We start from the raw sequence: 15,045 nt of genomic DNA, 5'->3' as shown, positions 1-15,045 counted from the left end.
AATACTGTCGTTTTTTATGTTATTTATTTTGAACAGCTTCAATTCCCGGTAATAGTTTACCTTCCATATATTCTAAACTTGCTCCACCACCAGTTGAAATATGAGTAAATTTGTCTTTATACCCTAATTGAATTGCAGCAGCAGCTGAGTCACCCCCACCAATTAAAGTAAAGGCATCGTTTAATTCAGCAATTGCAGCACAAATCACTTTTGTCCCAATACTATAGTTATTAAACTCAAACACTCCCATTGGTCCATTTCAAGCGACTGTCTTAGCACCAGCCAACTCTTTTTTAAACAATTCAATTGTTTTTGGTCCAATATCTAAGCCCATATACCCGTTATCAATTTCAACACCATTAGTAACTTTTGCTAGAACATCAGCAAATTCTGGCGCTTCTAAAGCATCAATTGGTAAAATAATTTTCCCATTAGCTTTTGCCAAAAATTCTTTTGCAATATCAATTTTATCAGCTTCTAACAATGAATTCCCGATATTATGACCTTGTGCGGCAAAAAAAGTATATGCCATTCCTCCACCAATTAAAATCTTATCTGCTTTTGTCAATAAATGTTCAATTACCCCAATTTTATCCGAAACTTTTGCACCACCAATAATTGCAACAAATGGTCTAACTGGATTATCAACTCCTTGTGATAACATCTTTACTTCTTTTTCAACTAAAAATCCTAAACACGATTCACTAATATTTAAGGCAATTCCAACATTTGAAGCGTGAGCACGATGTACTGTTCCAAAAGCATCATTAACAAAAACATCACCTAGACTTGCTCAATATTTTCCTAATGCTGCATCATTTTTACTTTCTCGTTTTGCTTTTGCATTGCCATTATCATCAACATTAATTTGACCATCTTTATCAAGAATGTCAGCAAATCTTGTATTTTGAAATAAAATAACATCTTGTGCTTGCATTTCATTGATTGCTGTTTCCAATTCTTTTCCTTCAAAAGCATTAACAAATTTAACTGGCTGTCCTAATTTTTGTTCTAAAACTTTCGCAACAGGAGCCATATCACGTTTTTTTAAATCATCTGTTGTTTTTACTTTTCCTAAATGTGAAAATAAAATAACTTTTGCATCATGCTCTAATAAATATTTAATTGTTGGTAATGCGGCTGTAATTCGATTATCATCCGTTACTTGGCCATCTTTCATTGGCACATTAAAATCAACCCTAACTAAAACTTTTTTCCCATTAACTTCTACATCTTTTAATTCTTTTTTATTCATAATAAGTACTTCCTCGCTTTCTTTTTTGCTTTATCTAATATATATCTTATCGTAAATTCTTCCTTTTAATAGCAATTATCAAGATATTCTAAAGCAAATTGAGCTGCTTTTGCTCCATCACTAACAGCCGTCGCAATTTGCCGTAATGTGGTATTTGTAACATCACCAGCCGCATATAATCCTGGTACTTTTGTTAAACATTTATTATCCACAATAAAGTAACCATTTTCATCTAACACATCTAAATTTTTTGCAAAATCACTAATTGGAATTGCTCCAATATATGGAAAGACTGCACTAATTTCTAACTCTCTTATTTCATCAGTTTTAACATTTTTTACAACAATTGCTGTTACACGATTTGCATCAATATCTTTAATTTTTGTTACAATGCTATCAACAATAAAATTAATTTTAGGATTAGCTTTTGCTTTATTAACAATGTTAATGTCTGCACGAAATTGATCACGACGATGAACTAAATAAACTTTATTAACAAACCGCGCTAAATACATTGCTTCTTCAATTGCAGCATAACCACCACCAACAACAACGACATCTTTTCCTTTGTATAATGCTCCATCACAAACAGCACAGTATGAAACACCACGACTATTTAACTCTAATTCTCCAGGAATTCCCAATTTTCGTTCAACAGTTCCTGTTGCCACAATTACTACTTTAGCAAATAATTTACCTCCCGATAATAAATCTAATTCAAATAAATTATCTTTTTTAGTAATATTTGTTACTCGTTCCGCTAAGTAAGGAATGTTTAGTTTTTGGGTTTGTTCAAACATTTTTAATGCCAAATCTGGACCTTGAATACTATCAAACCCAGGATAGTTCTCAATTTCACTGGTTTTTGTTACTTTTCCTCCGGGGGCCCCTTTTTCAATCATTGCAATTTTAGCCATTGCTCGGGCTCCATAAATTGCTGCAGTTATACCCCCTGGTCCTGCGCCAATGATTAACATATCATATATTTCATTAGTATTGTTTTTCATACAATCATCCGCCTTTTCTTCATTTCATAACAGCTATTCACTGTGCAAACAATATTAAAATTAGGCCAATCCCAATCATTAAACTAAGAATAACATAATCAAGGACACGCATATTTTTAATAAATAAATCATGATCATCACGTTGTGTTTCTAAAACTATCCGAATAATATTATAACCAGCAATATACATTCCTGTTTGAACCCCACAACGTAAAATTTTTAATCGATGTGGATTTTCTACCTTTTCTAACTTCCGTCCATCAGCCTTTAAAATTTGTTTAAGGCGTGCCCCTTGATATTTAAAATTAGTTTTTATTACTTGTTTTTTTGTCATCTTATACTTATTCTTAAAATAGATTTTTTTTAAATTTTCTTCCTGTGATAGATTATTTACTATCATTGGATCGGGTTTAATATCATAATATCATTTTGCTCAAATCCCTTTTCACGATAATTTCGTAAAATCAGGTTCTTCTTTCTTGAACCGTCAATAATAACTATAACGAAATATTAACGGTAATGCAAACACAATTAAAATTCATAATAAAACATTAGCAAATGATTCATATAAAAAAATCGGTTGAAAATATTGTACATTATTAAAATCAGTTGGATTAACACGACCACCACCAATTCCAACCGCATCAGTTGGATGAAAATTATTTGGAATTGGATTAGGAACATATCATTTAAACAAATTATCCCGAATAAAACTTGGCAGTCACATTAACTGCTCTCGTGCAACAGCGGCCCCCAATAACTCATGATTAAAAAAATTACCTCACCGACCAATTGCCTGCGCCAATAAAATATTTGGAACAATTAAATCAGCATAAACTCAAATTGAAATATTGTGTTTTCGTGATTCAAACCCAAATCAAACTCAACCTGTAATTAAACCAAAAATTAAACCTCCATGAATACTCATTCCTGGTTGCCAAAACGCAAACAAAGTAAAAAAGAAAATTGGATTTTTGACATCATATTTTCCAAAAAAACTAGCTCCTAATAAAGCAATTGGTGAAATAACAAAGATTCCTAAATATAATCCTTGCGTTGGAATATGACGCTTACGAAAATTAACTCACGACAAAATAATTGTAATTGCAAAACCACAAAAAATTAAAAATCAATATGGTCGAAATCAATTCCCATACGTATCATGGGCAATTCATGTTGCTAAATTCACAAGCCCCTACTCCTTTTTCTATTTTGAATATTTCTTAAAACGATCTTGTAATGTTTTCATCGAAGAAATTCCTGCTGCTTCTAGTTTTAATTTTGAAACAGCTGTTTCAACTAATTCACTAACATTTCGTCCATACGTAACAGGAATCGTTACAATTGGAACTTGCGTATCCAAAATTTTAATATATTTATATTCTGAACCAAGACGGTCAATTGATTTATATTGTTCATCCTCTAAGTGAATTAATTCAATTACTAAATCAATTGCCGTTTCGTCTAATAAAACTTGTAAACCATAAATTTTACTTAAATCTAAAATTCCTAATCCACGAACCTCAATTAAATTTTTTAACATTTCATGTGATTGCCCATATAATTTATTGTTTCGTTGTTGAATAATAATACGATCATCACCAACAAACAAATGGTTTTTTTTAACTAACTCTAATGTCATTTCCGACTTTCCAATCCCAGATTTCCCTTTTAATAAAATTCCTTTTCCAAAAATATTAATTAATGACGCATGTTCTTCTATTATTGGAGCAAAGTGCTCATCAAAAAATTCTAGTACAACTTGATACAAACGACTTGTGGTAATATTTTTTGCTAAAACAACTGGGCAATTATGTTTTTCCGCAATTGTTAATAATAATTTATCAGTAAATTTTTCCGTTAAAATAATCATTGGAATGTTTTCGTTCAAAATATATTCATAACGTTCTTTTTTTACCGCATCACTTAATGTATTAACAAATAATTGTTCTTTATTCGATAATAAGACTACTCGACGATTAATATTATTTTTTTCAAAGTCAAATCCTGCTAATTCTAAGCCCGGGCGACTAAGACCATAAACTTTAACCTCACGGTTAAGTCCCTTTGCTCCTGCTAAAATTTTATACTCAAATCTATCAACAATATCTTTTACAATAAACTTTTTCACCCTAAGTTCCTCCTCGTAGTTTAATACTATCACAATTTCTTATTCTGCTTCAATTTCAATGATAATATCGCGTAATTCCGCTGCTCGTTCAAAGTCAAGTTTTTTACTTGCTTCATACATTTTTTTTCGTAAATCGTGTAGTAATGCTTCTTTTGCTGTTTTATATTCTTTTGATTTTTTATTTTTAATTTTTTGTAACTTATCATCATGGCGTTTAATGTTGGTATAATCACGAATACTTTTAATAATTGTTGTTGGAGTAATATGATATTTTCGATTATACTCTTCTTGAATTTGACGACGACGTGTTGTTTCCGCCATTGCTTTTGTCATTGCATCAGAAACATTATCCGCATATAAAATAACATGCCCACTAGCATTCCGTGCTGCTCGTCCTATTGTCTGAATTAAACTACGTTCATTACGTAAGAAACCTTGTTTATCAGCATCTAAAATACAAATTAGTGATACTTCTGGAATATCAATTCCTTCCCGAATCAAGTTAACCCCAACGATACAATCATAAACACCTTTCCGTAAGTCTAATAAAATTTGACTTCGCTCTAATGTTTTTAATTCACTATGTAAATAAGCAACTTTAACATTTTGTTCTTGTAAATAACTTGTTAAATCTTCTGACATCCGAATTGTTAAAGTTGTAATAAACACCCGTTCATTTTTTTCACGACGACTTTTAATTTGTGCAATAATATCATCAATTTGACCAACCGTCCCTTTGACCTCAACAGTTGGATCTAATAAACCAGTTGGACGAATAATTTGTTCAACTACTTTTTGATCAACTAATTCTAATTCATAATCACCTGGTGTTGCTGAAACATAAATAACATTCTTTAATTTTTGATTAAATTCATCAAAATTTAACGGGCGATTATCTAGTGCACTCTTTAACCGAAATCCAAAATTAACCAATGTTTCTTTCCGACTGCGATCAGTATTATACATTGCCCGAATTTGTGGTAATGACATATGGGATTCATCAATAATTGTTAAAAAATCATCACCAAAAAAATCAATTAAAGTATATGGAGCTTCTCCCTCATTTCGTAAATCTAAATGTCGTGAATAATTTTCAATCCCAGAACAAAGGCCACTTTCTCGTAATGAATCCAAATCATATTCTGTTCGTTGTTTTAATCGTTGGGTCTCAATAAGTTTTCCTTCCTGTTCTAATTCTACTAAACGAACTTTTAATTCTGCTTCAATCCGTTTGATTGCTTCTTCTAACCGTTCTGGTGAAGTAATATAATCTTGTGCTGGGAAAATTGTTAAGGTTGATAACCGCTGTGTCACATCTCCAGTTAACCCATCAATATACGCCAAGTCTTCAATCTCATCACCAAATAAATCAATGCGAATAAAAGTTTTAATATTTCATCCTGGAACAATTTTAATAACATCTCCTTTTGCACTAAAACTCCCTGGAACTAATTCAATATCATTGCGAACATATCCTGATGATACTAAAAAATTTGCTAAATCTTTTTTACTAATTTTTTGGTTTCGATCAACTTGAAAAAAAGATTTTTTATATTCATCAGGATCTTGTGCTCCATAAATTGCGGCAACCGAAGCAACAACAATCACATCTTTACGCGTCGTCAAAGCATTAAAAGCACTCAAACGCATCATATCTAATTCCATATTTTGTCGTGCATCCTTATCAATATATAAATCTTTGCTGGGCACATATGCTTCTGGTTGATAAAAGTCAAAGTTTGAAACAAAATATTCCACTCGGTTTTCCGAAAACATTTCTTTTAACTCAACATATAATTGCATTGCCAATGTCTTGTTGTGAGCCATTACTAATGTTGGCTTTTGATAATTTTCAATAACATTTGCCATCGTAAAAGTTTTTCCAGTCCCAGTTGCTCCTAATAAAACTTGATGTTTTTTATTTGCAAATAAATTTGTTGTTAATTGTTCAATTGCTAATGGTTGATCACCCGCAGGTAAATAATTAGCTGTTAATTTAAACATCGTGACACTCCCCTTATACCGCTTTTCTGTTCTGTTTTAATTATATCAATCTTCGCTTTAAATATTTTAAAAATAAAAAAAGTAAAATTAATTTTACTTTTTATCCATTCGTAATATTAGCAACCGGAATATCAAATCCTGCTCAATAAATATCAATTGTTTCATTAGTTGTAAATTTCATAACTTGAATATTCATTTTATAAGTTCCTGTAACTTTACCACCACTTGGGGTAATTGTTACTGTATATTTTCCTTCAACTAAATTACCACCAGCACTCCCACCAGCTGGTCGTACATCAATTGTTGTATCTAAAGTAACACCATTACGATATTCGCGTGGCATTCATTTTAAAACAGCTGCCTTAACTGCTGTTTCCAAGTCGTCTTCTTTATAATTACTATTTAAAAACGACGGTGCTGGAATTTTATTTAAAAATTTTGTTAAGTCTAAGTTAACAACTGGCTTATTTAAAACTCCAATTATAATTTCTAATTTTTATAAACTGTTGTAGCTCCACTCTTTGCTGACGTGATAACTTTATATGGTTTTACTGCCAATGCTTTTATATCATCAGTTTCATTTTCAACAGTATATTCAATTTCGATTTTATTAACTGCTGGTGCAACAAATGCTTCAACATAACTTTTAACTGCCGCTTTTAAATCACTAACTTTATTGTCAACAGTTAAATCAACTGAAAAATATTTTGTTGGAATTGTTTCTAAATTAAATTTAAAATTAGCTTTATCAACAACATCAACTTTAAAGTTACCTAATCCTTGAATTGTTTTAGCCCCTTTTTTGCTTCCAAAGTAAGTTCATAAGTTCCCACCGCTAATTTTCCCCCAGCAGTTCCACCACTTGGTCTCGTTTTAACAACTAATTCAACTTCAGCAGGATCAATTTTAATATTACTTTCCTTATCTAATTCAGCAATAACAACTTTTGCAATATCTGGTTCACTATCATCAGTTGTAAAAAAATCTTTTTTAAGTCAACCAAAAACAACAGCACTTAAATCAGGTAGCATTGAATAACCATACTCATGAATTTTTGCTTTTCCACTAATTTGATAGTAACCCATTAGCATTTTCTTTGCAGCAGGACTAACTGTTGCTTTTTTATACATTGCAGCATCAATAAAATCTGATGTTGGCACTAAATTTTGTGCGGTTTGAAATAATGTTCCATCTTTATTAGGCATAATTCTAGCAACAGCACCATTAACTCCCGAAGGTTTATCCTTACTATTTCCTAATAAAGTAATCGTATATAACGCTACCGCTAGCGAATTAACAGCCGTTGTCCCTTCATCATTGTTTGTTCATGGATTTAATGAAGGTTCTTCTAAGGAAGGATAGCGTTCTCATTGGTTCTGAAGAATATTTTGATAATTATAATAAAACTTATTGTCAGCATAAAAAGTTATTAACAGCATTAATGACTGCTGGCGCCGCTGTCTTAGCAACTTGATTATTACCAGGAAAATCACCAAAATCATTTGTTTTACAACCAACAACATTAACTCCAACTGCTGCTGATAATGAAAAAGTTGTTAATAATGATAATAATTTTTTCATTTACTATCCCTCCTTAATCAATTGAATTCCGTTCCATTTTTTTAATTTGTCTTTTGCTTAATTTTGTATAAGAGTATTTTTCACTAATATTTGTAAACAATATTTCATTAACTTTTGCTTTAATTTCTTTTTTCTGCTCTTTTGTTAAAATCAATAACACGCTTCTTTTATGAGCATATTCTGCCGTGCTTTCAACTTGTGTCATTGCTTTATAAATAACACTCATTCGGCGTGTTCCATAATGGGCACGTAAGAATCGAATATGTAATGTCACTAATGTTATAACAACCATAACAATAGCCATTGCTAATAAGACTAAACAGTTTTTAATAATATCTGCTTGATAATATCATAATTGGCTAGCCCCTGATGCGATTCCATAAATAATATTCCCCATATTATGCGTTGCATAAGTAAATGGCATAATATTTGACAATGCATTGTAGAATGGATTTGACATAAACGCTGGGAATAAAATTCATCCACAAGCAAAATTAAACATTAAAACAACCATATTTAATACCCGTGAAGAAACTTAATCGGGAATTGACAACCATATTCCACCAATAATAAAGGTAAAGATAAACCCGACATAAAGCGAGAATAAATATAGTAATCAAAATGCTGATCCTAATTGTCAAAATCCAATTGGTAATAACATTAATAGTAAAATTGAAACTTGAATAAACATGTTAACTTGTAAAATTAGCATTTTACATAAATAATGTTGATAAAACCTAGTATTAGGGGTTCGTGACCGACGATTATAAATAATCGTTGAGGCAAAGATTCCAATGAAAGTTGCAATTAAAATAAATGCTTCTCCCAATCCAATTCCATATTGACTATATTGTTTTCCAACTAAAGTATATGGCATTTTAAAAATATTTATTAAATTAGAACCTGTTTCAGTAAAACTTTTTGATGCTGCTGAAAATTCAGTGTAATTCATTTCTTTACGGTTAAAATTAACTTGATGTGTTAGAAAATCAATGTCAAATGCCGGTTTAGAATTTGGATTGTTAATTTGAAATAAGTCATTAACAATTGACATTAACGAAATTGGTTGAATTCCCGTTAAGAACCGATAAATTTCATCAGCAATTTTTGAACTAATATAGTTTCCTGAAATTGCAACATCCAAAATATTTTTTAAAGCAATCGCTCTTTTTTGTACTGGAATGTAGTCACTTAATTTAACGGGCAGCCCCGCAATTACCATTGGTGGAACCAATGATGGATCAAGAAATTCAAATAGAAAGCGATTAATATCAGCTTCTTGAATTGTTCGATCATTAGGATTTGTTGAATTTGGTGGATAATAACTAAAGATTGTAAACAAAGTTGTCGCCATTAACTGTGGTAAAATTTGGGCACTTAACGCTTTTGTTAAATTTCCATAAAAATTACTAATCATCCCACTCGCGAAATTCTGACGAAATGTTCCTCAAAAAGTAATTCTGTTTTGGACAAATCAACGTAGTTCCTTGATAATAATACCATTTAATTCTGTTGCTGGTAAAACATGAGTTGGATCCCCATCTTTACAAACATTATTACTATCGAAACCAGCAAAACAAGCATAATTTGCTTTATTCATGTTAACAATTAATGAAGCTAAATGTTGTGTAAATCCTTGTGGGATTCGGATTTGAACTCAATATTTACTATCTAGTTCACTAACTTTTTCTCCTGAATAACGAACATAATCTCCTAAAACTTTTCCAACTTTTAAATCATAAATAAAACGATTAGTGTCAGCATTATAGAAATTTAATTTTGTTACAGCTTCATCAGAAATACTTGTATAATAACCTATTTTTCCGACCATTTTTGCTTGTGAAGTACAATCAGTTTGATTATTAACAGTATAATCAAAGGAAATTCCTTCTGCTTTTAATAACGAATCAGTTCCATCGATTGATGGTGGCAAGTTTTTAACATCTTTATAAATCATACAAACATTAGCATCTTGATTAACAATTGCCATTGGTATTCTTTGCAAATTTTGATACGGATTAAAGAAGGCTCAAATATAGAAAAACCCATAAATAAAAGTCATAAAGCAACCAACAATTGCAATTACTTTATTAAATGGTTTTTCAACAAAAAAGCACGTAATTCGTTTTTTAAAATATCACTGAATTTTGGTTTAATATCAGTGTTATTCTTTTTATTGATTTTGTACTCATCGTTTTTCATCTCTAAGCCTCCTAATCTATTCCTTCGCGGTTATCATCATAAACATAATTTGTTTTTAATTTAACTAATTCCGCATTATATTTTGCAAATTTAAATTTATTAGTAATTTTATCTTTTTGCTGTTCAATAATTGAACGCAATTCACCTTCTAGATTTTCAATTTCATGATTAATATCCGTAATTTTAGTATTAATTTTATGAATCTTAATATTGTATATTTCATCTTTTGTAATTTTTGATAACTTATAATTTTTATCTTTTTCCACATTTAATTCTTCTAACTGACGTTTTAATTTAACAATACGGTCTTCAATATGATGATTAACTTGTGTTTTATTTGCCTCTAAATCTTTAATATCATTTGCTAATATTAATAATTTTTCTTGACAAATTGCAATTACTCTTGATTCTGGTTTTGTTTGTTTTAAATGATTTAAGTGTTCTTTTTCTAAATTATATTGAACAATTAATTTATTAATTTTTTTATCGCGTGGATTATCAAAAACTGTTTTCTTTGTATTACTGTTTAACTCACCAATTTTCTTTTGTAGATATGCTAATTGTTGTCGTAAAGTATATACTTTTCTTAATTTTAGTTTTGAACTATTATCACTAATTGTTTGTGCCGCAAAAGTATATTTGTCTTTTAAATTATCAAATTGCTCACGTAATTTTAAAATACGTTCATAGTTTGGATTAGTTTTCAACATTTCAATTTCTTTTCGTGCTGCTTTAATCTTTTCACCTAAAGTTTCTAATTTTTCTTTTAATTTTTGTGACTTACGAATATCATAACTATCATTTGTAATTTCAGATTTTTAAGTTAAAATAACATATTTTTGCTTAATTATTTCAAAACGATTTCGATACACTTCAAGCATTGCTTCTAATTTTTTAATTCGAACAACAGCGAGGTCTTTATACAATGAATTAATTTTATCTTCTAAATCTTTAATTTTTTGTTCACGATGTTTTTCATCAATATATTCTTTAATTAATAAAGCATATTCTACACTTAAATTATTAATAACACGACGACTTCTAACAAATTCTTTTGTTGCATCAATATTATCCATTGTTTCATAAATTTCTTTTAAACTAAATGTTCCAAACATTTCAATTCGACGATAAATGTATGCTGTTCCTAAACCAATTCCTAAAAAGACTACTAAGAAGACCATTAACGCTCCAAAACATCCTAAAATTTCATATTGTTGATATCATTTTGCATTAGGCGTATAACTTTTTTTACGATAAATAAATGTTTGCGTAATAGCTCCAATTCATAATGAAATTGAAATAAAATATAATCCTAATCCATATCCATAAGTTCCAAATTCATAACCTTGGATATGTTTATTAACACTAGTTGATTTTGATACATTATTTAAAAAATATTGCGTTACAGATAATAATTTTGTTTTATAATCTGAGAAATAAACACGTTGCTCTCATCTTGGATCATTATCCTTTGGGCTTCCTAAATCAGGAAACATAATTTGAAAAGTAAGTGGCAAAATATCTGCCATTTTTAATTCAATCATTCCACCAACAGAAATCATAACATCATTTTTAATATGGCCAAACATTTTGTTAACAGACTCATATAATTTAGGATTATTTTGTTTTAAATGTTGTAATGCTTTATATAAGTTTGATGGCTCATTTGGTTTTGGTCCAGAACATACTGTCCCATCACAATCATATGTACTAATATTTTGAACAACAGCCATTATAAAATTATACATATTTTTTGGAATAATATAGTATTCACCAAAATGTGAACTACCACCACCGTTTGAACTTTCGCCATGATCTTGACGTGATGCTAATCAAAACATTGTTTCTGGTGCTAATGTTGCTAAAATACTACTTGCTAAACTCCCAAAACCGGCTTGTAACATATTCATCATATTTCCAATCATAAAACTATGTTCATATGTTGCTCAAAATTCCATTTTATTTGCACTGAAATAATCCATTGTTTTAAAGAAATCATTCTCATCATCATCAGTGAAATTTGATTCACCAATTTGAGCTAATCCTCGCATTAATTTATAAGTATTTAAAGAATAGTCAGTTGGAATTTTTAATTGTACTCAGTATTTACTATTTGGTGCAAAATTAGTTTCTGATTCTTTTAAATATTTAATTGCAAAGAATCATTCTTTTATTTTTTTAAAATTTATAAATAAATTCTATTTTTTGACATTGTTAAATATAATTACATTTAAAAACTATTTTAAAAAAATTATTATAAATACAACCAGATTATTAAAAAATATGGTATTGTAAAAATATATGTAAAAAATGAGGAACAAAATGAGTACAAACAAATTAACAACCACTTCAACCCTATCACAACAAAAAAAATATACTATAGAAAACCAAAAAATTTTAAATGAATTATTAGCAATGCGTTTAAATACACCAACAATCGAAAGACTATTGCTTTTTAAGAAAGGCCTAACACAAGACCAAAAGCAATTGCTTTTGTCAATTAACAAAAAATTTAACTCCAGAGCAAACTTTAATATCATCAAAAGCAAAAAAGAAAACTCCGAACAGTAAAATCAATAATAAAGAAGAAGAAATTGTTGCAATTAAACGACAACATGTTAAGCACCCTTCACAATTAGAATATATTAATGAACATAAACATAAACGAATTACACAGAAAATTAAGAAAACTAATTACGCGGGTCGAACAATCCCAAAACAAGAAAATATTTATCAAATACTAATTAAAAAAGAAATAAAACGAACAGTCAAAAACGAAACTAGCAAAACAAAAAAACTAGTTTAGAAAAGAAGGAAATTAAAATAGAATAACCAGTCAACAATAAAAAATATTAAATTACGAAAAATAGCCCCTTCTTCGACTATGATCCTGGGTATGTTCGACAATATAGTCGGGCAACACTATGATCTTTAGCTAAAACAAATTATAAAACTTGAAATAAAGTAAAATAACAATATATAGTAGTTGTTTTAAAACTACTATTTTAAAATTAAAAAGTTTGAGTTCTATTTTTTAACACAACTCAAACTTTTTAATAACTATTTTAGTATGTTATTTTTATTTAATATATTAAATGACCACTATTTTATTCCTTTAATTTTTTCTACTAATTTTTTAATTTTTTCATTACATTTTAGATAAACATCAGATAAACTACGTTTTTCAATCATTGCTCTAATCATTTGTGAAATTAAATCAGCAATTGAAATAACTTCTAACCCAGCAAATAAACGTTCTTCATTAATATCAATGGTATTAGTAACAATGACTTTTTTAACAGTCCCATCATTAATGATTTCAGTTAGCCGTTCTTTTGCTGGTGGTGAAAAAACACCATGACAAGCTAATAAATATACTTCTTTTGCACCATTTTGTTTTAAAGCTTTAGCGGCATTGCAAATTGTTCCTGCCGTATCAATCATATCATCAACAATAAAACAAATCCGATCTTTAACATCTCCTAAAACAAATTGAACTTCACTAACATTTGGTTTTGGTCGACGTTTATCGATTACCGCAATATTCCCCGCTAAACTTCCTAAACGATTAGCAACATCACGAGCGCGAACTAATCCACCATAATCTGGTGAAACAATAGTTACTTCTTCAGTAATATGATTTTTTTCAATTTCACGAATGATTGTTTTTACTAATTCTTGTGTTGATCGTAGATCATCAACAGGAACATCAAAAAATCCCATTGATTGTGGTGAATGTAAATCAACAGTCATCACTCTTGTTGCTCCCGCCGTTGTTAACATATTGGCAACTAATTTACAAGTAATTGGTTGACGGCCACGCGCTTTACGGTCTTGTCGCGCATAACCAAAATAAGGAATAATTACATTAATACTTTGTGCACTTCCACGTTTTAAAGCATCAATTGCAATTAATAACTCCATTAAATTTTCATTAACTGGCCATGATGTTGATTGAATAATGTAAACATCTTTACCACGAACGGAATTCATTGCTCGTACTAGAATTTCTCCATCAGCAAAACGAACAGTTTCCATTTCCTCTCTTACAACACCTAACATATTACAAATTTCATCTGCTAACTTAACTCCAGCAGACAGACCATATATACTAAAACTTTTTTCTTCCATTAGTCCTCCTATAAAATTTTGGTATGAGATAAAAATTCAAATTGAATCCTTAATTATATTATATACTTATCCATAATGAATTAAACAATCTTTTATTAGAAAATAATAATGATATAATAAATAAAGAAGGTGATAAAATGATACAAACAAATCAAGCAAAAGATATTATCGATAATCTTCGTCCCTATATTAACCAAGATGGTGGAGATATTGAATTTGTTGAAGTTAAAGATAATGTTGTTTACGTTCGATTAGCTGGGGCGTGTGTTGGCTGTGGATTAATTGATTCAACAATTAAAGATGGTGTTGAACAAATTGTTAAACAAGAAATGCCCGACATTAAAGCAGTAGAAGTTATTATGTAACTTCTTTTTTTATTCGCAAATATTCTTGTAAAACAATTTTTTGATCAACCTGCTGTGGAACAACCATTCCTACTAATTCAACCATTTTTTCTTCCACTTGTTTTGAATAATAGTACTCACCACTAATAAATTTAGCAGTAAAGCAAACAAGAATGATTAACCCAAAGGAACTAATGGCACATCCTAAATATAAGAATAAAAGCGTTGTTTTTAATGTTTTTAAAAACGCATCATTTTCAACAAATGGTAAATTTCAATTTAACTCTAAATTATTAAAAATACCAAAATGATTATTAGCAAATACACGAATTAAAAACTGAACTAAAAAAGTCATTAAAGAATTTAGGGCAGAAAAGCAACCAGTTACCG

16 protein-coding genes are annotated in these 15,045 nt (G+C 29.6%); 2 read left to right on the top strand and 14 right to left on the bottom strand.

Going from position 1 to position 15,045, the window contains the following annotated elements:
• Positions 1–19: 19 nt before the first annotated feature.
• From ACOBWH_RS01245 to ACOBWH_RS01190, 12 genes are all read right to left on the bottom strand, one after another.
• A complete protein-coding gene (locus ACOBWH_RS01245; protein ID WP_424526730.1) occupies positions 20–1,255 on the bottom strand; it encodes a phosphoglycerate kinase in 1,236 nt (411 codons plus the stop codon).
• Between the two features lie 65 nt (positions 1,256–1,320).
• A complete protein-coding gene (trxB, locus tag ACOBWH_RS01240; RefSeq protein WP_424526729.1) occupies positions 1,321–2,262 on the bottom strand; it encodes a thioredoxin-disulfide reductase in 942 nt (313 codons plus the stop codon).
• Positions 2,246–3,451 carry a prolipoprotein diacylglyceryl transferase gene (locus ACOBWH_RS01235; RefSeq protein ID WP_070406379.1) on the bottom strand — a complete coding sequence of 402 codons (1,206 nt, stop codon included), beginning with the start codon at positions 3,449–3,451 and terminating at the stop codon, positions 2,246–2,248. The genes trxB and ACOBWH_RS01235 overlap by 17 nt, the downstream gene beginning before the upstream one ends.
• Before the next feature lie 18 nt (positions 3,452–3,469).
• A complete protein-coding gene (gene hprK / locus ACOBWH_RS01230) occupies positions 3,470–4,393 on the bottom strand; it encodes an HPr(Ser) kinase/phosphatase (RefSeq protein WP_424526728.1) in 924 nt (307 codons plus the stop codon).
• A 39-nt stretch (positions 4,394–4,432) separates the two neighbouring features.
• On the bottom strand, positions 4,433–6,397 hold the full coding sequence (uvrB, locus tag ACOBWH_RS01225) for an excinuclease ABC subunit UvrB (RefSeq protein ID WP_424526727.1): 1,965 nt from the start codon (positions 6,395–6,397) through the stop codon (positions 4,433–4,435).
• Positions 6,398–6,497: 100 nt separating this feature from the next.
• On the bottom strand, positions 6,498–6,776 hold the full coding sequence (locus ACOBWH_RS01220) for a hypothetical protein (RefSeq protein ID WP_424526726.1): 279 nt from the start codon (positions 6,774–6,776) through the stop codon (positions 6,498–6,500).
• Positions 6,777–7,170: 394 nt separating this feature from the next.
• Positions 7,171–7,836, bottom strand: a complete 666-nt coding sequence (locus ACOBWH_RS01215; RefSeq protein ID WP_424526725.1) for a hypothetical protein — start codon at positions 7,834–7,836, stop codon at positions 7,171–7,173.
• Complete coding sequence (locus tag ACOBWH_RS01210) at positions 7,805–7,978, bottom strand: lipoprotein (protein ID WP_424526724.1); 174 nt, start codon at positions 7,976–7,978, stop codon at positions 7,805–7,807. Before ACOBWH_RS01210 ends, ACOBWH_RS01215 begins: the two co-directional genes overlap by 32 nt.
• A gap of 13 nt (positions 7,979–7,991) precedes the next feature.
• Positions 7,992–8,492: a hypothetical protein gene (locus ACOBWH_RS01205; protein WP_424526723.1), complete on the bottom strand. Its 501-nt coding sequence runs from the start codon at positions 8,490–8,492 to the stop codon at positions 7,992–7,994.
• A gap of 21 nt (positions 8,493–8,513) precedes the next feature.
• Positions 8,514–9,968 (bottom strand): hypothetical protein, encoded by a 1,455-nt coding sequence (locus tag ACOBWH_RS01200; RefSeq protein ID WP_424526722.1) that lies wholly within the window; start codon positions 9,966–9,968, stop codon positions 8,514–8,516.
• Positions 9,969–10,191: 223 nt separating this feature from the next.
• Positions 10,192–10,890 (bottom strand): hypothetical protein, encoded by a 699-nt coding sequence (locus ACOBWH_RS01195; protein WP_424526721.1) that lies wholly within the window; start codon positions 10,888–10,890, stop codon positions 10,192–10,194.
• 108 nt (positions 10,891–10,998) lie between these two features.
• Positions 10,999–12,231 (bottom strand): hypothetical protein, encoded by a 1,233-nt coding sequence (locus ACOBWH_RS01190; RefSeq protein WP_424526720.1) that lies wholly within the window; start codon positions 12,229–12,231, stop codon positions 10,999–11,001.
• 271 nt (positions 12,232–12,502) lie between these two features.
• Between ACOBWH_RS01190 and ACOBWH_RS01185 the strand changes: the two genes are divergently transcribed.
• Positions 12,503–12,751: a hypothetical protein gene (locus tag ACOBWH_RS01185; RefSeq protein ID WP_424526719.1), complete on the top strand. Its 249-nt coding sequence runs from the start codon at positions 12,503–12,505 to the stop codon at positions 12,749–12,751.
• Between the two features lie 531 nt (positions 12,752–13,282).
• Here ACOBWH_RS01185 and ACOBWH_RS01180 read toward each other — a convergent pair.
• Positions 13,283–14,311, bottom strand: coding sequence for a ribose-phosphate diphosphokinase (locus tag ACOBWH_RS01180; RefSeq protein ID WP_424526718.1), 1,029 nt, complete (start codon positions 14,309–14,311; stop codon positions 13,283–13,285).
• A gap of 137 nt (positions 14,312–14,448) precedes the next feature.
• Here ACOBWH_RS01180 and ACOBWH_RS01175 point away from each other — a divergent pair, with 137 nt between their 5' ends.
• Positions 14,449–14,676, top strand: coding sequence for a NifU family protein (locus ACOBWH_RS01175; protein WP_424526717.1), 228 nt, complete (start codon positions 14,449–14,451; stop codon positions 14,674–14,676).
• Here the strand turns inward: ACOBWH_RS01175 and ACOBWH_RS01170 are convergent.
• Complete coding sequence (locus tag ACOBWH_RS01170; protein ID WP_424526716.1) at positions 14,669–15,010, bottom strand: hypothetical protein; 342 nt, start codon at positions 15,008–15,010, stop codon at positions 14,669–14,671. The two genes, ACOBWH_RS01175 and ACOBWH_RS01170, sit on opposite strands and share 8 nt — an antisense overlap.
• Between the last annotated feature and the right edge of the window lie 35 nt (positions 15,011–15,045).

It is taken from the genome of Spiroplasma endosymbiont of Glossina fuscipes fuscipes (genome assembly GCF_049669535.1).
In the GTDB taxonomy this organism is placed as follows: Bacteria; Bacillota_I; Bacilli_A; order Mycoplasmatales; family Mycoplasmataceae; genus Spiroplasma.
This window is presented reverse-complemented; position numbering and strand designations above follow the sequence as displayed.